The 18,001-nt window shown below is 63.4% G+C and carries 20 protein-coding genes and 2 pseudogenes; 15 read left to right on the forward strand and 7 right to left on the reverse strand.

Going from position 1 to position 18,001, the window contains the following annotated elements; translation table 11 throughout:
- Positions 1 to 468: pseudogene (locus tag IC66_RS0116630) on the reverse strand (glyoxylate/hydroxypyruvate reductase A); the annotation flags it as partial.
- Between the two features lie 142 nt (positions 469 to 610).
- On the opposite strand from IC66_RS0116630, the gene IC66_RS0116635 reads away from it, so the two are divergent.
- The 4 genes from IC66_RS0116635 (at position 611) to IC66_RS0116650 (ending at position 3,376) form a co-directional block, all read left to right on the forward strand.
- A complete protein-coding gene (locus IC66_RS0116635) occupies positions 611 to 979 on the forward strand; it encodes a YciI family protein (protein WP_028140339.1) in 369 nt (122 codons plus the stop codon).
- On the forward strand, positions 976 to 2,268 hold the full coding sequence (locus IC66_RS0116640; protein WP_038948378.1) for an RNA polymerase sigma factor: 1,293 nt from the start codon (positions 976 to 978) through the stop codon (positions 2,266 to 2,268). Before IC66_RS0116635 ends, IC66_RS0116640 begins: the two co-directional genes overlap by 4 nt.
- A 124-nt stretch (positions 2,269 to 2,392) precedes the next feature.
- The gene (locus tag IC66_RS0116645) at positions 2,393 to 2,932 is read left to right on the forward strand and encodes an SRPBCC family protein (RefSeq protein ID WP_028140337.1); all 540 of its coding nucleotides are present in this window, start codon (positions 2,393 to 2,395) and stop codon (positions 2,930 to 2,932) included.
- A gap of 30 nt (positions 2,933 to 2,962) precedes the next feature.
- Positions 2,963 to 3,376: a VOC family protein gene (locus tag IC66_RS0116650; RefSeq protein ID WP_028140336.1), complete on the forward strand. Its 414-nt coding sequence runs from the start codon at positions 2,963 to 2,965 to the stop codon at positions 3,374 to 3,376.
- 112 nt (positions 3,377 to 3,488) lie between these two features.
- Here IC66_RS0116650 and IC66_RS0116655 read toward each other — a convergent pair whose 3' ends face one another.
- From IC66_RS0116655 to IC66_RS0116675, 4 genes are all read right to left on the reverse strand, one after another.
- Positions 3,489 to 3,851 carry a hypothetical protein gene (locus IC66_RS0116655; RefSeq protein WP_028140335.1) on the reverse strand — a complete coding sequence of 121 codons (363 nt, stop codon included), beginning with the start codon at positions 3,849 to 3,851 and terminating at the stop codon, positions 3,489 to 3,491.
- A 543-nt stretch (positions 3,852 to 4,394) separates the two neighbouring features.
- Positions 4,395 to 4,832, reverse strand: coding sequence for a hypothetical protein (locus IC66_RS0116665; RefSeq protein WP_028140334.1), 438 nt, complete (start codon positions 4,830 to 4,832; stop codon positions 4,395 to 4,397).
- 128 nt (positions 4,833 to 4,960) lie between these two features.
- Complete coding sequence (locus IC66_RS0116670; protein ID WP_038948379.1) at positions 4,961 to 5,749, reverse strand: SDR family NAD(P)-dependent oxidoreductase; 789 nt, start codon at positions 5,747 to 5,749, stop codon at positions 4,961 to 4,963.
- Between the two features lie 186 nt (positions 5,750 to 5,935).
- Positions 5,936 to 7,600: a methyl-accepting chemotaxis protein gene (locus IC66_RS0116675; protein ID WP_038948380.1), complete on the reverse strand. Its 1,665-nt coding sequence runs from the start codon at positions 7,598 to 7,600 to the stop codon at positions 5,936 to 5,938.
- A gap of 316 nt (positions 7,601 to 7,916) precedes the next feature.
- On the opposite strand from IC66_RS0116675, the gene IC66_RS0116680 reads away from it, so the two are divergent.
- The 7 genes from IC66_RS0116680 (at position 7,917) to IC66_RS0116710 (ending at position 12,811) form a co-directional block, all read left to right on the forward strand.
- Entirely contained in the window at positions 7,917 to 8,279 is a 363-nt protein-coding gene (locus tag IC66_RS0116680) for a nuclear transport factor 2 family protein (protein ID WP_038948382.1), read from the forward strand.
- A 125-nt stretch (positions 8,280 to 8,404) separates the two neighbouring features.
- Complete coding sequence (locus tag IC66_RS0116685) at positions 8,405 to 8,809, forward strand: YciI family protein (protein ID WP_028140330.1); 405 nt, start codon at positions 8,405 to 8,407, stop codon at positions 8,807 to 8,809.
- A 58-nt stretch (positions 8,810 to 8,867) separates the two neighbouring features.
- Positions 8,868 to 9,233 (forward strand): YciI family protein, encoded by a 366-nt coding sequence (locus IC66_RS0116690; protein ID WP_028140329.1) that lies wholly within the window; start codon positions 8,868 to 8,870, stop codon positions 9,231 to 9,233.
- A 129-nt stretch (positions 9,234 to 9,362) separates the two neighbouring features.
- Positions 9,363 to 10,103 (forward strand): TetR/AcrR family transcriptional regulator, encoded by a 741-nt coding sequence (locus tag IC66_RS0116695; RefSeq protein WP_038948383.1) that lies wholly within the window; start codon positions 9,363 to 9,365, stop codon positions 10,101 to 10,103.
- 122 nt (positions 10,104 to 10,225) lie between these two features.
- Positions 10,226 to 10,717: a DUF2852 domain-containing protein gene (locus IC66_RS0116700; protein ID WP_038948384.1), complete on the forward strand. Its 492-nt coding sequence runs from the start codon at positions 10,226 to 10,228 to the stop codon at positions 10,715 to 10,717.
- Positions 10,718 to 11,108: 391 nt separating this feature from the next.
- Positions 11,109 to 12,002 (forward strand): peptidoglycan-binding protein, encoded by an 894-nt coding sequence (locus tag IC66_RS42560; protein WP_049806541.1) that lies wholly within the window; start codon positions 11,109 to 11,111, stop codon positions 12,000 to 12,002.
- Positions 12,003 to 12,046: 44 nt separating this feature from the next.
- Positions 12,047 to 12,811 carry a peptidoglycan-binding domain-containing protein gene (locus IC66_RS0116710; RefSeq protein WP_083859298.1) on the forward strand — a complete coding sequence of 255 codons (765 nt, stop codon included), beginning with the start codon at positions 12,047 to 12,049 and terminating at the stop codon, positions 12,809 to 12,811.
- 90 nt (positions 12,812 to 12,901) lie between these two features.
- Here the strand turns inward: IC66_RS0116710 and IC66_RS0116715 are convergent, their stop codons facing one another.
- A complete protein-coding gene (locus IC66_RS0116715) occupies positions 12,902 to 14,065 on the reverse strand; it encodes an acyl-CoA desaturase (protein WP_038948387.1) in 1,164 nt (387 codons plus the stop codon).
- A gap of 320 nt (positions 14,066 to 14,385) precedes the next feature.
- Between IC66_RS0116715 and IC66_RS0116720 the strand changes: the two genes are divergently transcribed.
- Positions 14,386 to 15,150 carry a serine O-acetyltransferase gene (locus IC66_RS0116720; protein WP_028140324.1) on the forward strand — a complete coding sequence of 255 codons (765 nt, stop codon included), beginning with the start codon at positions 14,386 to 14,388 and terminating at the stop codon, positions 15,148 to 15,150.
- Between the two features lie 93 nt (positions 15,151 to 15,243).
- Here the strand turns inward: IC66_RS0116720 and IC66_RS0116725 are convergent, their stop codons facing one another.
- Positions 15,244 to 15,762 (reverse strand): DUF2231 domain-containing protein, encoded by a 519-nt coding sequence (locus IC66_RS0116725; protein ID WP_038948388.1) that lies wholly within the window; start codon positions 15,760 to 15,762, stop codon positions 15,244 to 15,246.
- 523 nt (positions 15,763 to 16,285) lie between these two features.
- Here IC66_RS0116725 and tolQ point away from each other — a divergent pair.
- From tolQ to IC66_RS0116740, 3 genes and pseudogenes are all read left to right on the forward strand, one after another.
- Positions 16,286 to 17,002 carry a protein TolQ gene (gene tolQ, locus IC66_RS0116730; protein WP_018641591.1) on the forward strand — a complete coding sequence of 239 codons (717 nt, stop codon included), beginning with the start codon at positions 16,286 to 16,288 and terminating at the stop codon, positions 17,000 to 17,002.
- Positions 17,003 to 17,045: 43 nt separating this feature from the next.
- Positions 17,046 to 17,495 (forward strand): protein TolR, encoded by a 450-nt coding sequence (gene tolR, locus IC66_RS0116735; protein ID WP_028140322.1) that lies wholly within the window; start codon positions 17,046 to 17,048, stop codon positions 17,493 to 17,495.
- Between the two features lie 3 nt (positions 17,496 to 17,498).
- Positions 17,499 to 18,001, forward strand: a pseudogene (locus tag IC66_RS0116740) (protein TolA); the annotation flags it as partial.

Consider the following 18,001-nt stretch of genomic DNA (forward strand, 5'->3'; position numbering starts at 1 on the left):
GGCGGCATCCGCTCCTAACGTGCCGAGCCCCATGACGCCAACCGTGACCGCGCTCGCAGGCCATTGATATTTCGGCTCCCAGCGTTTTGCACGCTGCGAGTCCCGCAAATAGAGCTCCTGGCGGTGATGCATCAGCACGTGCAGCACGACATATTCAGTCATGCGGCCGGTCAGGTCGGGTACGGCGACCCGGACCAGCGGCACATCGGGCAGGCTCTTGTCCGCCATCAGCGCATCGACGCCGGCGCCGAGATTGAAGATCGCCCGCAGATTGGGGAAGGCGCCGAGATCGCCGGGCACCGGCTTCCACACCGTGGCATAGTGCACCTCGGCGGGATCGAGCGTGGAATCCGGCAGCAGCACCACACGGCGGCCGCCGCAGACAGCGTCAAACCGGGCCTTCCAGCGCTCCGGCAACCAGTTCTGCTGCGTGCTGTTGATCAGGACGGCCAGTGTGCCCTTGGTCATTCGAAGTGCCTCGTCGGTTCCGCTCAAGAAGGCCCTCCTTGGCACGACCTGCCGGATTTTTCCTGCTATTTTTTTCCGCAGTCCTGTCGGACCGGGGCATAGTGGATCGTCTTCACAACAAGACCCGAGGAAAATGTCGCCCATGCTTTATGCAATCCTTTGCTATCACGATGAGGACTTCGTCGGCTCCTGGAGCAAGGAGCAGGACGAGGCCGTGATGAAGAAGCTCGCCGTGGTGCAGGAGAAGCTCACCCAGCAGGGCCGGCTCGGGCCGGTCGCGCGGCTGCTGCCGACCACGGCAGCGGCGACCCTGCGCAAGGAAGATCCGCCGCTGGTGCTCGACGGGCCCTATGCCGAGACCAAGGAGCAGCTGCTCGGCTTCTACATCGTCGACTGCAAGAATCTCGATGAGGCGCTCGACGTCGCCCGCGACCTTGGCGCAGCCAATCCCGGCGGCGCCTATGAGGTGCGTCCCGTCGGCGTGTTCCGGCCCGGAGGAAACCTGACGTGAGCGAGACCGACACCGCCTGGATCGAGACCGCGCTGACCTCGGCGCGCCCCCAGGCGGTCGGCGCGCTGCTGCGTTATTTCCGTGATCTCGACACCGCCGAGGAGGCGTTCCAGAACGCCTCCCTGCGCGCGCTCAAGACCTGGCCGCAGAACGGACCGCCGCGCGATCCTGCGGCCTGGCTGATCATGGTCGGCCGCAATGCCGCCATCGACGAGGTGCGCCGGACCCACAAGCAGCAGCCGCTGCCGGAGGACGACCAGGCGATCTCCGATCTCGACGACGCCGAAGGCGCGCTGGCCGAACGGCTGGACGGCTCGCACTACCGCGACGACATCCTGCGGTTGATGTTCATCTGCTGCCATCCGCAATTGCCGGCGACGCAGCAGATCGCGCTGGCGTTGCGCATCGTCTCGGGGCTTACCGTGAAGCAGATCGCGCGAGCCTTCCTGGTGTCGGACGCGGCGATGGAGCAGCGCATCACCCGCGCCAAGACGAAGGTCGCGGAAGCCGGGACGCCGTTCGAAGCGCCCGGCGCAATCGAGCGCTCCGAGCGGCTCGCCGGTGTCGCGGCGATGATTTATTTGATCTTCAACGAGGGCTATTCGGCGAGCGGCGACACCGCGGAGATCCGCAAGCCGCTCTGCGAGGAGGCGATCCGGCTGGGGCGCCTGCTGCTCAGGCTGTTTCCGAGCGAGCCGGAGATCATGGGGCTCACGGCGCTCATCTTGCTGCAGCATGCACGCAGTGCCGCGCGCTTTGCCGCGGACGGTTCGCTGATCCTGCTGGACGACCAGGACCGTTCGCTTTGGAATGACACCATGATCGCGGAAGGGCTGGCGCTGATCGACAAGGCGATGCGCCACCGCCGCAGCGGGCCCTATCAGATCCAGGCCGCGATCGCCGCGCTGCATGCCCGCGCGTCGACGCCGGAGGAGACCGACTGGACGCAGATCGACCTGCTCTATGGCGCACTTGAAGTTGTGCAGCCGTCTCCCGTGGTGACGCTCAACCGCGCGGTTGCGGTCTCCAAGGTGCGGGGGCCGCAAGCCGCGCTCGATCTGATCGAGCCGCTTGCGCCGAAGCTCTCCAACTACTTCCATTTCTACGGCGTGCGCGGCGCCTTCCTGATGCAGCTCGGCCGCAACGAGGAGGCGCGTGTCGCCTTCGACCGCGCCATCGCGCTTGCCAACACGTCCGCAGAAGCGGCCCACATCCGCATGCACATCGATCGCCTGATCCGGGACAGCCAGCCGAAGGCTGGCGCGCGGCAGGGTGCGAAAGTGAAGTGACGCCGCACGCGTCATTCCGGGATCACCCTTCGGGTGCCCCGGAATGACGGCAGAATAATTTCGTCTTCAATTGTCGGCCTCCGCCGTTCCCGTTCGTCCTAAGCCCGTATCCACGGAGCTCCTCATGCTGAAAGCCGTTGCCGTCATCGCCATCCTGCTCGCCGCCGGACTTGCGGGCGTCCTCGCCTTTGCCCTGACAAAACCTGACACGTTCCGCGTCGAGCGGAGCCTCGCGGTGAAGGCGCAGGCCGGTGCGATCTATCCGCAGGTCGCCGATTTCCGCCGCTGGACCAACTGGTCCCCCTATGAGACCCGCGATCCCGCCATGAAGCGCACCTTCGGTGGATCTGAGGGAGGCAAGGGCGCGACCTACGCCTGGGACGGCAACAACAATGTCGGCGCCGGCCGCATGGAGATCCTCGAGGCGACGGGGCCGTCCAAGCTTCGCATCAAGCTCGATTTCGAGCGGCCGTTCGAAGGTCACAACACCGCCGAGTTCACCTTTGTGCCGCAAGGCGATGCCACTCTGGTCACATGGGCGATGTACGGTCCGGCTCCGTTCATGTCCAAGATCATGCAGGTGTTCATCAACATGGACAGCATGATCGGCAAGGATTTCGATGCCGGCCTCGCCAGCCTGAAGAAGCTGACCGAGAAGCAATAAGCCTCACTGCAAACGAAGAGGAGAGAAACGATGCTCAACGCTTATCTGTTCTATCAGGACACCTGCGAAGCTGCGTTCAACTTCTACGCCAAGGTCCTGGGCGGCAAGATCGACGCCATGATGCGGTCATCGGACGCGCCGCCGGACATGCCCGCCGCGCCCGGCCGCGAGAAGATGATCATGCACGCGCGAATGTCGTTGCCCGACGGCAGCGTGCTGATGGCTTCCGACGCGCCGCCGGAGCATTTCGCCAAGCCACAAGGTTTTTCGATCTCGTTCACGGTCAAGGATCCCGCAGATGGCGAGCGTAAATTCAACGCGCTCGCCGATGGCGGCACCGTCACCATGCCGTTCAGCAAGACGTTCTGGGCCAAGGGCTTTGGCATGTGCGTCGACAAGTTCGGCATTCCCTGGATGGTGAACTGCCCGGCCGAAGGGATGTGACAGGCGCGACCGCCTGCATGATCTGTTGAGTCCGCAATCCCCTCTCTGCACTGTCGCGCGAGAGGGGACGCCTGGATTTATCGCGTCATATCCGGATCGGTCGTGCGCTCGCTCAACGGATCGATCCGGTCGCGTCCTCGCTTTGCTGCGGCGGCTGAACGCAGCGAGGGCAGATCACGAGCTTGGTGCCGAGCTGCTTGTCGTTCTCGGCTTCGATCTCGTCATGGACCGCCCACCACGCCTCCGAGTATGGCCGCAAGGTGCCGAGCACTCGTTGCCGCTCCTGATTGGGATCACTTGCGGCGGGCGCGGGGTTCGTCGCGCGCCGCTTGGCGGCATGCGGGCGGTTCGAGCCTTTGTTGGGGTCCTGGCCGAGGCCATCCCATGCGATCGGGCGGCGCTCCTGCGCCGGTGCGACTGCACATCCAAGCAGCGCTGTGCAGAAAGTAAGCAAAATGAAGCCGCGTCGTATCATGCCGGACCCAAAGTTCGATGCGCAATGCGCAAGCTTCCGCACGGGAAACTTGCATCGCGTCGGTCAAATGGAACTTAAGGCAAACGATTGGCCGGCGTGGCCGAGGAATGAACGCGCGATTCGCATCACTTTGCGGGAGCAGTGAGGCCGCTTCGTGAAGCCATGCGGACTGCATCGCACAACAATTGACGCAATATTGGGCTGTAATCTGTACGTCAGAATCGCTATTGGTGACTCACAAAATCTAAAAAGCTGGGGTGGACGTCACTTGGAAGGGGAGCGACCGATGGCGGCGGCGCTACAGATCAATTTTGCCCTGTGGGGGATGCTTATCTGCGTCAGCATGAAGCTGGGGCCGGTGATCCAGACTCTTTATTGACGGCAGCCAAAGTGTAATGGCGTGGAGACCCCGGTGCGCACATTGGGTGCGAGCACAGGGAACCTGCCGTGTGGCCTCGGGCCGGCCAGGCCAATGCCTTTGATGTGACGTGACGCGGTTCACAGAACTCATTCACGTCACATGCGTGGCGGCTGCCACATTCGTCAGCGGCAGCGCGGATAGATCGCGGCGAGATCGCGCCCCTTGAGCAAGAGTAGCCGCGAAGTGAGGCCGCCACGGCGGCTGATCCAGTCGCGCACTGGGCCGGGATAGGCGGCAAGTACCGCGACCGATGCTTCCGGCTCGGCATAAAAGCGCCCGCGCCGGTCGACCGAACGTGCCGCATGGAAGCCGAGCACGGCGCGCTTGGTGACGCAGATGCGCTCGCCCGGCACGATGCTCAGCACCAGCGTGCAGGCAGACAGGCAGGGACCATCGATCACCACGCGCTCGCCGCTCTCGCGCACCTTCTCGAACAAATCGAGGAACGGCCCGACCTGTCCGCCCGGAGACTGGATGATGCGGATTTCAGCGGACGCGGGCGCGGCGGCGAGCAGGGCGGATGCGAGGATCAGGGCTTTGAGGGAGGTGACGCGTCGCATGAACTCTCCACCAACTCGGTTTCGTAGGGTGGGCAAAGCGTAGCGTGCCCACCTTCAGCATCGCAGATCCGGAAGAACGTGGTGGGCACGGCGCAAGAGCGCCTTTGCCCACCCTACAGAAACTGTGCCTACCCGTTCCGCCTTTGCCCGCGCAGCGTCGGCAGGCCGATACCCGCCGCATCGAACCCGCCATCAACGGCCAAAATTTGACCGGTGATGTAGCTCGATCGTTCCGAGCACAGGAAGTAGATCGCTTCCGCAAGCTCCTCCTCCAGGCCGTAACGGTTGAGCGGAATGGCGTCGTGATAGTCGGCGCGGATCTCCTTGGAATGCACCTGCTTCGCCATCGCGGTGTCGACCGGCCCCGGCGCAACCGCGTTGACGCGGATGTTGAGCGAGGCGAGTTCGACAGCGAGCTGCTTGGTCAGGTGCGCGAGCCCGGCCTTGCTGGTGCCGTAGGCCGAGCGCAGCGTCGAGGCGCGTACCGCCGAGATCGAGGTGATGTTGACGATGGCGCCGCCATCGCCTTCGCGCATCAAGGGAACCGCGGCCTTGGTGCAGAGGAACGGGCCGGTGAGATTGACCTCGAGCACGCGGCGCCAATCGGTCTCGGACGTCTCCATCAGCGGTGCGAACACCGCGATGCCGGCATTGTTGACCAGTGCATCCAGTCGGCCGAACCGGCGCTCGACCGCCTCCATTGCATCGCTCACCGCGGCGGCGCCCGAGACGTCGCAGGTCAGCGCCAACGTCGCCTCGCTTTGGTCGATTTCGGCGACCGCCCGGCCGAGCAACTCGCCCTCGATGTCGAGCAGCGCCACGCGCCAGCCCTCGCCAAGGAACTTCTTCGCGGTCGCAAGCCCGATGCCGCGGGCGGCTCCGGTGACGAGGGCGATTTTTTGCGGGGCTTGCGGCATGGGAGATTTGTCCTCGAGTAGCATATGGGCGCGGGAGTGCTGGCTCCTTTTACTGCGCTTTTGTGCTGACGAGGAAGAGGCAGGCGAGGGCTGCGTATAGCTGGCAAAATGCCAAATCCGTCACCCTTGAGGCGGCCGCTGCTTCGCGGCCCTCGAAGGATGACGAACATGGAGGGGAAGTCGCCTTTACGCCAGTTCCGCCGTGGCACGCTGCATGTTGGCCGACATGTCCGCGGTCACGATGCTCTGCTCCTCGACCGCGGCTGCGGTGGAGGCGATGAACTCGTTGACGCCTGCGATCGCGGCCTTGATCGCGGTCAGGGAGCTCGCGACATCGCCGGAGATGGTGTTCAGCGCGTCGATTTCGGACGTGATCGTGTCGGTCGCCTGCTTGGCCTGGCTAGCGAGGTTCTTCACCTCGGACGCCACCACCGCAAAGCCGCGTCCCGCTTCGCCGGCGCGGGCCGATTCAATCGTGGCGTTGAGCGCGAGCAGATTGATCTGGCTGGTGATGCCCGAGATCATCTCGACGATGCCGCTCATGGCCTGTGCGGCGGCCGTCAGCTTCTGGGCCTGGAGGTCGGCGGACTCGACCCTTGTGGTCGCGACCTTGGACGTCTCGCGCGACTTCGTCATGGTCTCGGAGATTTCGCGGATCGATGCGCTCATCTCTTCGCTGCCGGCGGCGACCGCCTCGATCATCCCGCGCGCGTTGTCGGCCTTCTTGCGGCCGATCGCCTGCGCGGTGATGTCGGTGGCGTATTTCACCACCTTGTACGGCTGGCCGTTGAGATCGAAGATCGGGTTGTAGGACGCCTGGATCCAGATCTCGCGGCCGCCCTTGGCGATGCGCTTGTATTCGGCCGCCTGGTATTCGCCGCGATTGAGCGCTTCCCAGAATTGGCGGTAGGCGGCCGAATTCTTCTCGTTCGGCTCGACGAACATGGAATGGTGCTGGCCCTTGATCTCGGCCAGCGAATAGCCCATCGCCTTCAGGAAATTCTCGTTGGCGGTGCGGATCGTGCCGTCCATGTTGAACTCGATCACCGCTTGCGACTTCTGGATCGCGGCGAGCTGACCGTCATTGTCGGCTGCCTTCATCTTCTGCGCGGTGACGTCAGTGGCGAACTTCACCACCTTGAGCGGCCTGCCCATCTCGTCGAGGATCGGGTTATAGGTCGCCAGGATCCAGATTTCCTGAGCCCCCTTGCCGAGCCGCTTGTATTCGGCCGCCTCGAACTGGCCGCGGTTCAGCCGCGCCCAGAAATCCTTGTAGGCGGAGCCCGCGCGGTCCTGCGGCGTCACGAACATGGAGTGGTGCTTGCCCTTGATCTCGTCGAGCGAGTATCCCATCGTCTTGAGGAAGTTCTCGTTGGCGGTGACGATGGTGCCGTCCATGTTGAACTCGATCATGGCCTGCGCACGACTGATCGCCGCGAGCTTCCCCGCGTCCTCCATGGTCCGCATCTTGTAGGCCGTGATGTCGGTGGCGAACTTGATGAAGCTGACCACCTTGCCGGTCTCGTCGAGCAGCGGCGCGTAGGAGGCATGGATCCAGAGCTCTTTGCCGTCCTTGCCGTAGCGCCTGTATTGCGTGGTCTGGAACTCGCCGCGGTTCAGGCTGGCCCAGAAGTCGCGATAGCGGGCGCTTTCGCGCTCGGCCGGGCTGACGAAGATGCTGTGGTGCTTGCCCTTGATCTCCGCGAGCGTGTAGCCGCTCATCTTGAGCAGGTTCTCATTGGCATCGAGGATGGTGCCGTCGAGCCCAAATTCGATGACCGCCTGCGACCGGTCGAGCGCCTCGACCTCCGCGATGGCGTGCCTGACCTTCTTGCTCAGGAAATTGAACACGTAAGCCCCGCAATGCTCGGATGCGATCCGATAGGATCGCCATACCGTTTCCCCTGAGCTGAAAAGTTGCATTGCTATCGTTGAGCATCGGTAAATCCTGAATAACGCTGCGACGAGCTCCGCGAGTCCGCGTGCGACAGCCAACTACTTCAACTGACAGCTGCTCTTGGTTTATATGCACGGTGGAGTTCACAATGCGGAGCCGTACTTGTACGGGGGCGCAGCCGAGATATTTTTCGCGCCGCCTTGCATGGCGGTGTCGGCGCGGTCAGGGGCGAACCGTCTTTAACAGGATGCCTCGTTGCGGAGACTAGCGATGCCCGACCATGAATGCCTGATCCGAGACCTCTTCGCCGCCTATCTCGCCAACGACCGGCAGCGGGTCGCCGACGCATTGGCCGACGATTTCCGCTTCACCAGTCCGTTCGACGACGACCTCGACAAGGCGACCTATTTCGAACGCTGCTGGAGCGACAGCGGCTGGATTGCACGGCATGACATCGAGCGCATCTTCGCCCGGGGCGAGGAGGCCTTCGTTACTTATCTCTGCCTTGCGACAGATGGCAGGAGTTTTCGCAACACGGAGTTCTTCACCTTCGCAAGCGGCAAGATCCGGCGCATCGATGTCTATTTCGGCGCTGCCCGGCAGGATGGTCGTTTCCTGCCGCAGCCGCGCTAGGGCCAGGCCCCTCAGATTATTTCCGCGGGCGTGTCGGTTCGGTGAGAGTTCGTTCGTCTTGAAGGCGAGCGGGCCTGCGCCTCACGGCGCATCCCGGAACCACCGCAGAAGCCAGGATACGACCCATGCGATTCATGATGTTGATGATCCCGCTCGGCTACGAGGCCGCGCCGCCGGACGTCCAGCTCGATCCCGAGCGCGTCGCGGCGATGATGCGCTACAACGAGGCGCTGAAGGACGCGGGCGTGCTGATCACGCTCGATGGCCTGCATCCGCCGTCGATGGGCGCGCGGGTTTCGTTTGCGACCGGCGAGCCTGTCGTGACCGACGGCCCATTCACTGAAGCCAAGGAAGTCCTTGGCGGCTATTGGATGATCGAGGTTGCCTCGCGCGCCGAGGCGATTGCCTGGGCGAAGAAGTGTCCAGCTTCGGCCAACGAGATCATCGAGATCCGGCAAGTCCAGGAGATGAGCGACTTTCCGCCCAACGTGCAGGAGGCCGCGGCCGGTTTCGGCGACCTGAAGAGGTAGCCACAGCGATCGCGATGAAATCGCGTCTGTCGTCAGTCAATCAGCAAGGAGAGAACCGATGAGCACCGAACATAAATTCCTCGCCGTCTATCTCGGCAGCACGAGCGGCGAAAAGATGAAGGCCTGGCATGCGATGCCCGAGGCTGAACGGAAGGCAAAAGAGCGCGAAGGCATGGCCGCCTGGCACGGCTGGGTCGAGAAGCACAAGGATGTCATCGTCGAGCTGGGCGGCCCGCTCGGCAAGACCCGCCGGATCGACGGACGCGGCATTGCCGAGATCAGCAATGCGCTGACCGGCTTCACGGTGGTGCGGGCCGCCTCGCAGGAGGAAGCTGCAAAATTGTTCGAGAACCATCCGCATTTTGCGATCTTCCCGGGCGAGGCGATCGAGGTCATGCCCGTGCTGCCGATTCCGCAGATGTAGCTGCGGACGAGGCCAATTGCGGGTGTGATGCCGTCGCTCCGGGCCGGCATCGCCCGTGAAAGTACGGGGTTAATCACGCCCGATTCCTGCTAGTGACCTTCACCGCCGGCTCATGTAAAGATCGTTCACATGAGCTGGCGCAAGGAGCAGCGCCGCGCCGAGCGCGGCTATCACCACGGAAATCTGAAGGAAGCCCTGTTGCAGGCCGCTCTCGGGCTGATCGCCGAGAAGGGCGCGGCTGGCTTCACCTTCGCCGATGCCGCACGCATGGCCGGCGTCAGCGCAGCGGCGCCCTATCGGCATTTCCGCGACCGTGACGAGCTGTTGTCCTCGATTGCCCAGCGCGGCTTCGAGCAGTTCGAGCAGCGCCTGACCGCGGCCTGGGACGACGGACGCCCCGACACAGTCACCGCGTTCGAGCGCGTCGGCAAAGCCTATCTCGCCTTCGCCCGTGAGGAGCCCGCGTTCTACAACGCGATGTTCGAATCGGGCGTGCCCTTCGACGCCAATCCCGCACTTCAGGCCGCCAGCGAACGCGCCTTCAACATCATTCGCGCTGCAGCCGAGCGGCTCGCGGCGCTGACGCCGCCGGGTAGGCCGCGGCCGCCGGCGATGATGATGGCGCTGCACATCTGGTCGATGGCGCACGGCGTGGCTTCGCTGTTCTCCCGTGGCGACGCCGCGCGGCGAAAACTGCCGATGTCGCCGGACGAACTGCTCGAGGCCGAGGTGCTGATCTATCTGCGCGGCCTCGGCTTCCCGACCGACCGCCGTCCTGCAGGCAAGGGCGCCGAGCCGCCGCCGGTGCCGCCGGAGGCGTCCTCCGGTTCAGGTGTGCCGCCGGCTGGTCCTTGGGGCAAGCCGAAATAAGATTGCGCAAAATAATCACGCGGGCGTGTCTGGCGGCCAGCTTGACAAAATCGCGGGATGGTCTAGCTATGTAAATGTTATTTACATTCACAACGGCGCTGGTGCCGTGATGGAGATGGGAAATGGCCTACACCGCTGACGTTAATCGCTGGCGCGGCCCTTCGGACCAATACCAACAATACGAGCGTCCCCGCATGCTCGATACGCCCTGGCATCCCGGCTGGATCGCCGTGACCATCCTCGGCTTTATCATCTGGTGGCCGATCGGACTTGCCCTTCTCTTTTTCACACTCGGGAGCAGAAGAATGTCGTGCTGGAGCCATCAGGATCGCTGGCAGAACAAGATGGAAAAGATGCAGTACAAGATGGACCGCATGCGCGGCCGCATGGAGCGCCGCGGCTTCGGCTTCGGCTTCGGCCCGCCGTCCTCCGGCAACCGCGCCTTCGACGAGTACCGCTCGGAAACGCTGCAGCGGCTCGAGGAGGAGCAGGTCGAGTTCAGGAACTTCCTCGACCGTCTGCGCCACGCCAAGGACAAGGAAGAGTTCGACCAGTTCATGGCGCAGCACAAGACACGTCCGACCCCGCCGCCGACCGACCAGCAGCAGGGCTGACCTTCAAGGCTGACACCTCTCAAAGCCTTCAGGCGCATGCCCCCAAAGTCCTGATGGCCCCGAGCCGCCCGTCTGCGCAACCCGCAGGCGGGCGGTTTGGTTTTTGGGATCTTGCTTCGATCTCTCGCGTGCGCGAGAGCAGGCATCGGCCGCCATCGTTGCTCGCATTGCTCGTCGTGCCGCGCCTAGTCCTGTCGCGAGATGCAGGTTGCAATTTATCGCGGTGGCAACTGACAAGCACTAGACCGGACGTTGCCGAGAATGCCGCCCGGTTGCGGCGGTGTGGTCTGTCCGGAAAATCGAATCTCCTCTTGCAACCAAAGGGTGTTGTGCATAATCTTGGGACGTTTTTCAATCGATGATATTTGGCTGAATATTAGGGAGTATTTTCGTGCGGATCGTAACGATCGTTCGGAAGGTAGCCCCTCGCTGCTATCCCAATTACCTCAAGGCTTTTGAAGACGGCGACGAAATCTTCGACCGCTTCAAGATCAACACTCCGCTTCGCATCGCGCACTTCCTGGCTCAGGCGCTATATGAAACCGGCCGCGGTACGGTTCTGTTCGAGAGCCTCAAATACAAAACCGCGGCGCGACTTCTCGAGATTTTCGGCATCGGCCGTCACAGCGCGGCGATCCGGCCCGATGAAGTCGATCAATATCTCAACAACGATCGCGCCTTGGCCGAGCGCGTCTATGGACTGGGCAATCCGAAGAAGGCGAAGGAGCTCGGCAATACCAAGCAAGGAGACGGATACAAATATCGCGGCGGCGGCCTGTTGCAGACGACGGGCGGAGCCAACTACGCACGCATGGGCAAACTTGCCGGCGTGGATTTCTACAACAACCCGGATCTGATTGTCGCTCCAGAAGCGGCCCTCCTTCCCGCGCTCAACGAATGGAATGAGGGAGGCATGAACACTTATGCGGATCAGAACAACATCCGTGCGATCACGCGGACCATTAACGGCGGTTACAACGGCTTGAGCGGCCGCACGGAACTGTTCGAGATCGTGTGGAGCGCGATCGGCAAGAGCGGCGCGAACCAGGTGGCCTGGAAAGCCGCAACCACGTCGGACGAAACGCGCGAGCTTCAGGAGGCCCTGAACGATCTCGGGGCTGAGCCGGCGCTTGTCGTGGATGGACGATATGGTCCCGCCACCGCGCAGGCGGTCGAGTGGTTTCAAAACCACGCCAAGATCCCGGTCGATGGAAATGCAGGCGTGGTGACGCAGGCGGCGTTGATTCTCCGCCTGAATTCCCGGACGGCTTCAGAGCGCCCCTGAGAGCGTGCCGCCTGTGACGCGCGAAGGTCGCCGGAGCTTCGCAAATGGATGTCTCGATTATTGAGGGCCGAATTTTAGCAAGTTTCATTACGCAGAAGGAATTGAGCATGACCGACGGCGAAAAGATGCTGAAGCTGGCCGAGTCCCGCATCGGCGAGAAATACGTCAATGTCTGCGTTCCCAAGAACAACAAGAACTGGCACGGTCCATGGGACTGCGCGGAGTTCATGTCCTGGTTGGTGTGGCAGGTCGGTGGATTCCTGTACGGATGCGTCGACGACAACGGCAATCCAGCAACGGTCGAGGCCTATACCGGTGCCTGGAAGAGCGATTCACAAAAACTTGGAAAGCGCGTGCCGTGGCGGCAGGCAGCCTCTACGGTGGGAGGCATTCTTCTCCGCTATCCGCCCGGACCGGGCATGATGGGGCACATCGTCGTTTGCGACGGCGAGGGCGGCACCGTGGAGGCGATGGGAACGGCCTATGGCGTTCGTCGCGGCAAGGTGTCGGGCCGGAATTGGGATACCGGCGTCTTGCTGCCGAACTTCACGTATGGGGCGGCGGGTGGAGCACTCGACCTGGTTGAGCCGAGCCAGCTGTATGCGCTTGGGCAGCCGAATATGAAGGCGTCCGTCGTTCGGGACATCCAACGCGCGTTGAAAGAGCTGGGGTTCAATCCGGGGCCGATCAACGGTGAATATAATGACCTGACGGTGGCGGCGGTCGCAGCGTTTCAGGCGACCAAAGGACTCATTGTCGACGGACAGGTAGGACCGCAGACCGCAAAACGGTTGAAGATCGAACTCTAGGGATCGGCGGACTCTTCCACCTGCTCCGCGCGCGACGGAGGCGTCCCGGCGGCATGACTGGCGCCGGGCTGCATCGCATGACCGCCAGCTTCAGCGCGCGGTGGCCAGCTGCGCGTGAACCGAAGCCAGGAATTGTTCGTAGGCGTGATCCACGATCTCGTTGAGCGATCGCGTTCGTGCGAACATCGCCTTGGCCTCGGCGAGAAACTCCTCGCGGGTCGGTATCTTCGGCAGATGCAGGTGTGTCAGCGCGTCGACGCCGTCATGCGCGCGATTGAGGATGTCGTGCAGCGTCGGCAGCTGCAGCTGGGTCGGGTCGGCCCGGTGCAGCGCCGAAGAGATCGCGTGTGCAAGCTTCGGCGCGTCGAACCGCCCGGCAAGCTCGCGGGCGGCCCGATTGATGACGCGGGCGCCGAGCGGCTGCTCATTGCGCAGCACCTGTTCGGGCGGCGCCTTCATGTTCCAGACGATTCCGAACCAGGACAATACCGTCAGCACGTAATAGGTGACGTCGATCTCCCACCAGCGAAAACCCTGCCGCACGCTGCTCTGATAGGCGTGGTGATTGTTGTGCCAGCCCTCGCCCATGGTGAGCAGCGCCAGCAGCCAGTTGTTGCGGGAATCATCGCCCGTCACGTAGCGCTTGCGTCCGTGCACATGGGCCAGCGAATTGATGCAGAAGGTCGCGTGATAGACCAGCACCGTGCTCCACAGGAAGCCGACGATCAGACCCGACCACCCGGCCACCAGGAAGCAGAGCGCTGCAAGCACGAAGGCCGGCAGCAGCTCCAGCCGATGCAGCCACATCAGCTCAGGATAAACCGTGAGATCGCCGACTTTCACGAGATCGGTCGCGTCGTGCTCCCAGTAAAAGATCCAGCCGAGATGGCTGTACAGGAAACCGCGCTGACGCGGCGAATGCACATCCAGTTCGGTGTCGGAATGCAGATGATGATGCCGATGCTTGGCCGCCCACCACAACACGCTCTTCTGCGCGGTGCTTTGCGCAAGGCAGGCCAGGATGAACTGAAACACGCGGCCGGTGGCGAAAGCCCGATGGGAGAAATAGCGGTGGTAGCCGGCGCCGATCGCAAACATCCGAACGACATACAGCGCACCACAGATCGCGACGGCCTGCCACGTGACGCCTGACCAGATCGCCGCAAAGCATCCGAGATGGACCAGCACGAACGGTATGGCGGAGGGGTACATGACGTCGTCGTGGTGGTCGTCGGCGGGCGCGTTGGGCAACATGTTTCAGCGTGACCTCAGGTAACGGGGATCCGGAATTTGCATCGGCAGCACCGAGGGCTGCCGGGTACGAAAAACCCGCGGATGGCGGACCACCGCGGGGCTTGAGCGAGCTGCTTTGCGTGTCATCCCGGCTAAAGCAGCATCAGCCGAAAATCCGACTGAATATATGGGCGCGGATGGCTGGCATGCAAGCTCGTAGCCTCACGGGGAGCTGCGGCATGGTGCTCAGGTAGTCACGGCGGCTGCCGCGTGGCGCGCGGGTCGTCCGCGGCCTATATTCGACACGTGAAGGAAGCACCAAAGCACCGGAGGCGGCCTTGATGGCAGCTGCGACCGCAACGAACGATCGCCTCTGGCAGAACATACGCGCGGAGGCGCAGCGCGTGTGCGAATCCGATCCCGTCTTCAGCAAGTCGCTTGCCGATGCAGTGCTGGCGCATGATAGTTTTGCCGCGGCTCTGGCCGATCTGATCGGGCGCAGGCTTGGCGGCAACGCCGCCGGGCAGGCACGCTTCACGGCCTTTTCTATCGACGCCTTTCGTGGCGCGCCGGAATTGATCGAAGCGGCCGGCCGCGACTTGCAGGCGATTGTGCTCCGCGATCCCGCCGTCGCCGGCCTGTTGCCGCCGCTGCTGCATTTCAAGGGCTACGTGGCGCTACAAGCCTGGCGCGTCTCGCACCGGCTCTGGCGTCATGACCAGCGCGACGCGGCGCTGCTGTTTCAGAACGAGGCCGCGAACGTCCTGCAGGTCAGCATTCACCCGGCGGCCAGCATCGGCTCGTCCGTGTATCTCGACCACGCCACCGGGATCGTGATCGGCGCCAATGTGCTGATCGGCGATGACGTCACCATTCTCCAGAATGTCAGCATCGGCCGCGGCAGCGAACTGCCGACGCGCTCGCCGCGTATCGGCTGCGGCGTCTTCATCGGCGCCGGCGCGACCATCTTGGGCGATATCCGGATCGGCGATTTCGCCAGGATCGGCGCCGACACGGTCGTGACTTCCGACGTTCCCGGCGGCTGCACCGCGGTTGGAAATCCTGCGCGGTTGACCAATTGTCCCGCGCCCGCTTCGGCGGCCTGAGGCGCCATCACGTCATGAGATGCGGCGGAGCGCGGCCCGATCAGCCGCAAAGGCAGGGTCGCCGAGGTCTGCCCCCGGCGACATCCCGTTGCCTCAGGCGGCGCGGCGATGGCTCTCGCCGCCATGCTGGGGCGTGACCGGCTCCGAGCTGGTCTGGCCCGGCGCATCCAGTACCGCGACGTGGTGACGATAGACCATCTCCCAGCCCTTCCATCCCGTGAACAGGAGGATGCCGACCACGATCAGGGAGAGCACCACGCCCCACGGCTTGATCGCAGTCTCGGCGCCTTGCGCGTAGCGCAGGTAGAAATTGACCAGGGCCAGCACGACCGCCGCGAGATTGCCGACCATGTGGTACCAGGCATCGTTGAGGCGGCGGATGCGGGGCTCGCCGAAGAAGTCCGTAAAGCCGGCCACAGCCGCGACGAGCGCCATGACGATGCCAGCCCCGATCAGCCACATCGCGGCTCTGGCCCAGAAATTGTCGCCGGTTCCGATGAAGGCCAGATCGGCGATGGGCGCGCCGACCAGGCATGCGACCGGGAACGGGATCAGCATGGGGTGGAGCGGGTGATCGCCGATGGCGGCGGTCGTCTTGGGGTTGATGGTCATGGCAACACCTCGCGGAAAGTGATTTTTGGGACAATTTTTCGGGCGAGGGCTGGTTCCTCCGGTCGCACGGACACGCGGAACTCTCGCGCCCCGGACGCACCGCAGCGTCTCTTTGACGATGCGCTGCTGAGCCGGGGCCCATCTCACCGCACATGCACGCCGCATCCCGGGTCCGGGACACGGACTAGGCCTGTCCGCCCATCCCCCTGCGCCACCTACCTTTCCGGCAACCAAATTCACCCCTGGTAACCCCGCATTAACCAACGCCGGGCTCTGGTAAGGGCGGACAATCGCGCCCAAAGCCCGAAGCCAGGGACCGTCAAGGCCCGGGGCCAAAGGCCCATAGTTTTGACATCTTGGCAGGGAATGCAGACGGCCGGCTCTGGACGAGCCCCTGCACCCAGAAAGACAAGGCTTTGAGCGGGCTTGCCGGCCGCGCCGGTGCTAGCGCGGCCATTGGGGAACCGGCAGCCATTTGCTGGCCGGCACATCGGGTAACGATCGCCTTGAGAGGATACTGCTTATGAATCCGGCCGACGTGGCTCAGTCAGCCCTTCCGGTTGCCGCTTCCGCGGACGTGTCGCTGATCGCGCTGTTCTGGCAGGCTCACTGGATCGTGAAAGCGGTGATGCTGGGACTTCTGTCCTGCTCGGTCTGGGTCTGGGCGATCGCCATCGACAAGATCTTCCTGTTTGCCCGCACCCGCCGCTCGATGGACCGTTTCGAGCAGGCGTTCTGGTCCGGCGAATCGATCGAGGAGCTCTATCGCACCCTCTCTGCCAAGCCGACGCATTCGATGGCGGCCTGTTTCGTGGCGGCGATGCGCGAGTGGAAGCGCTCCTTCGAGAGTCACGCCCGCTCGGTCGCGGGCCTGCAGATGCGCATCGACAAGGTCATGAACGTCTCGATCGCGCGTGAGGTCGAGCGGCTGGAACGCCGTTTGCTGGTGCTTGCGACCGTCGGCTCCGCCGGCCCCTTCGTCGGCCTGTTCGGCACCGTCTGGGGCATCATGTCGAGCTTCCAGTCGATCGCGGCGTCGAAAAATACCTCTCTGGCGGTGGTGGCACCGGGCATCGCGGAGGCGCTGTTTGCGACCGCGGTCGGCCTTATCGCCGCCATTCCTGCCACTATCTTCTACAATAAGTTCACGTCCGAGGTGAACCGGCAGGCCCAGCGGCTGGAAGGCTTCGCCGATGAATTTTCCGCCATCCTGTCGCGTCAGATCGACGAGCGGGGCTGACGGACGGCATGTATAGTGTGAAGGGCAATTTGGGCACGCGATCATGGCGATGAACGTTGCGAGTTCGTCCGGAGGCGGCGGCCGCCGCGGCCGGCGCAAGCCCGTCGTGGCCGAGATCAACGTCACGCCGATGGTCGACGTGATGCTGGTGCTGCTCATCATTTTCATGGTGTCGGCGCCGATGCTCACGGTCGGCGTGCCGCTCGACCTGCCGCAGACCCAGGCCAAGAGCCTCGAAAACAACGACCAGAAGCCGATCCAGATGTCGATCGACATCAAGGGCAAGGTGTTCATCAACGACGCCGAGATCGCGATCAACGAGCTGATACCCAAGCTGAAGGCAATCACCGACGCGCGCGGCGGGCTCGAGGAGCGCATCTATCTGCGCGCCGACAAGAAGGCGGATTACGGCACGGTGGCCAGGGTGATGGGCCAGTTGTCCGGCGCCGGATTCAAGAAGCTCGCCCTCGTCACGGAAGCGGATCAGGGGTAGGCCGTGAAGGTGAAGGTCGACAAGACACTCGTTGCGTCGATTGCCCTGCATGTCCTCGTGCTGGGATGGGGGCTGGTCACCTTTAGCAGCAAGGCCTACGTCGCGCCGGAAGAGTCACTTCCGATCGACATCATCTCGACCGATCAGCTCGCGAAGATGATGGCCGGGCAAAAGACCGGCAAGAAGGAAGAGCCCAAGCCCAAGGTCGAGAAGATCGCCGAGCCCAAGCCGGAGGAAGACGCCGTCGGCAAGGTCACCGAGAAGAAAGAGCTGATCAAGACCAATTCGCAGCCAGAGCCGCCGCCGAAGCCGGTCGAGAAGCCGGTGGAGAAGAAACCCGAGCCGCCGAAGCCTGTGGCCGAGGCGAAGCCGAAGGAAGAGCCGAAGCCGCAGGAAAAGAAGCCTGATCCGGCCAAGGAAGATCCGATCGCCGAGCTGCAGAAGAAGCTGGAGACCAAGAAGCCGCCGCCCAAGCCCGTGGAGCAGAAGGTTGCGGCGGTGCAGCC

It is taken from the genome of Bradyrhizobium genomosp. III, from assembly GCF_000261705.1.
GTDB classification, from domain to species: Bacteria; Pseudomonadota; Alphaproteobacteria; order Rhizobiales; family Xanthobacteraceae; genus Bradyrhizobium; species Bradyrhizobium ottawaense.

Coding starts and splice junctions, on each gene's coding strand:
- IC66_RS0116635 (WP_028140339.1), top strand. CDS start 611: ATGCTTTATGCAATCCTTTGCTATCACGATGAGGACTTCGTCGGCTCC.
- IC66_RS0116645 (WP_028140337.1), top strand. CDS start 2,393: ATGCTGAAAGCCGTTGCCGTCATCGCCATCCTGCTCGCCGCCGGACTT.
- IC66_RS0116650 (WP_028140336.1), top strand. CDS start 2,963: ATGCTCAACGCTTATCTGTTCTATCAGGACACCTGCGAAGCTGCGTTC.
- IC66_RS0116655 (WP_028140335.1), bottom strand. CDS start 3,851: ATGATACGACGCGGCTTCATTTTGCTTACTTTCTGCACAGCGCTGCTT.
- IC66_RS0116665 (WP_028140334.1), bottom strand. CDS start 4,832: ATGCGACGCGTCACCTCCCTCAAAGCCCTGATCCTCGCATCCGCCCTG.
- IC66_RS0116670 (WP_038948379.1), bottom strand. CDS start 5,749: ATGCCGCAAGCCCCGCAAAAAATCGCCCTCGTCACCGGAGCCGCCCGC.
- IC66_RS0116680 (WP_038948382.1), top strand. CDS start 7,917: ATGCCCGACCATGAATGCCTGATCCGAGACCTCTTCGCCGCCTATCTC.
- IC66_RS0116685 (WP_028140330.1), top strand. CDS start 8,405: ATGCGATTCATGATGTTGATGATCCCGCTCGGCTACGAGGCCGCGCCG.
- IC66_RS0116690 (WP_028140329.1), top strand. CDS start 8,868: ATGAGCACCGAACATAAATTCCTCGCCGTCTATCTCGGCAGCACGAGC.
- IC66_RS0116695 (WP_038948383.1), top strand. CDS start 9,363: ATGAGCTGGCGCAAGGAGCAGCGCCGCGCCGAGCGCGGCTATCACCAC.
- IC66_RS0116700 (WP_038948384.1), top strand. CDS start 10,226: ATGGCCTACACCGCTGACGTTAATCGCTGGCGCGGCCCTTCGGACCAA.
- IC66_RS0116710 (WP_083859298.1), top strand. CDS start 12,047: ATGGATGTCTCGATTATTGAGGGCCGAATTTTAGCAAGTTTCATTACG.
- IC66_RS0116715 (WP_038948387.1), bottom strand. CDS start 14,065: ATGTTGCCCAACGCGCCCGCCGACGACCACCACGACGACGTCATGTAC.
- IC66_RS0116720 (WP_028140324.1), top strand. CDS start 14,386: ATGGCAGCTGCGACCGCAACGAACGATCGCCTCTGGCAGAACATACGC.
- IC66_RS0116725 (WP_038948388.1), bottom strand. CDS start 15,762: ATGACCATCAACCCCAAGACGACCGCCGCCATCGGCGATCACCCGCTC.
- tolQ (WP_018641591.1), top strand. CDS start 16,286: ATGAATCCGGCCGACGTGGCTCAGTCAGCCCTTCCGGTTGCCGCTTCC.
- tolR (WP_028140322.1), top strand. CDS start 17,046: ATGGCGATGAACGTTGCGAGTTCGTCCGGAGGCGGCGGCCGCCGCGGC.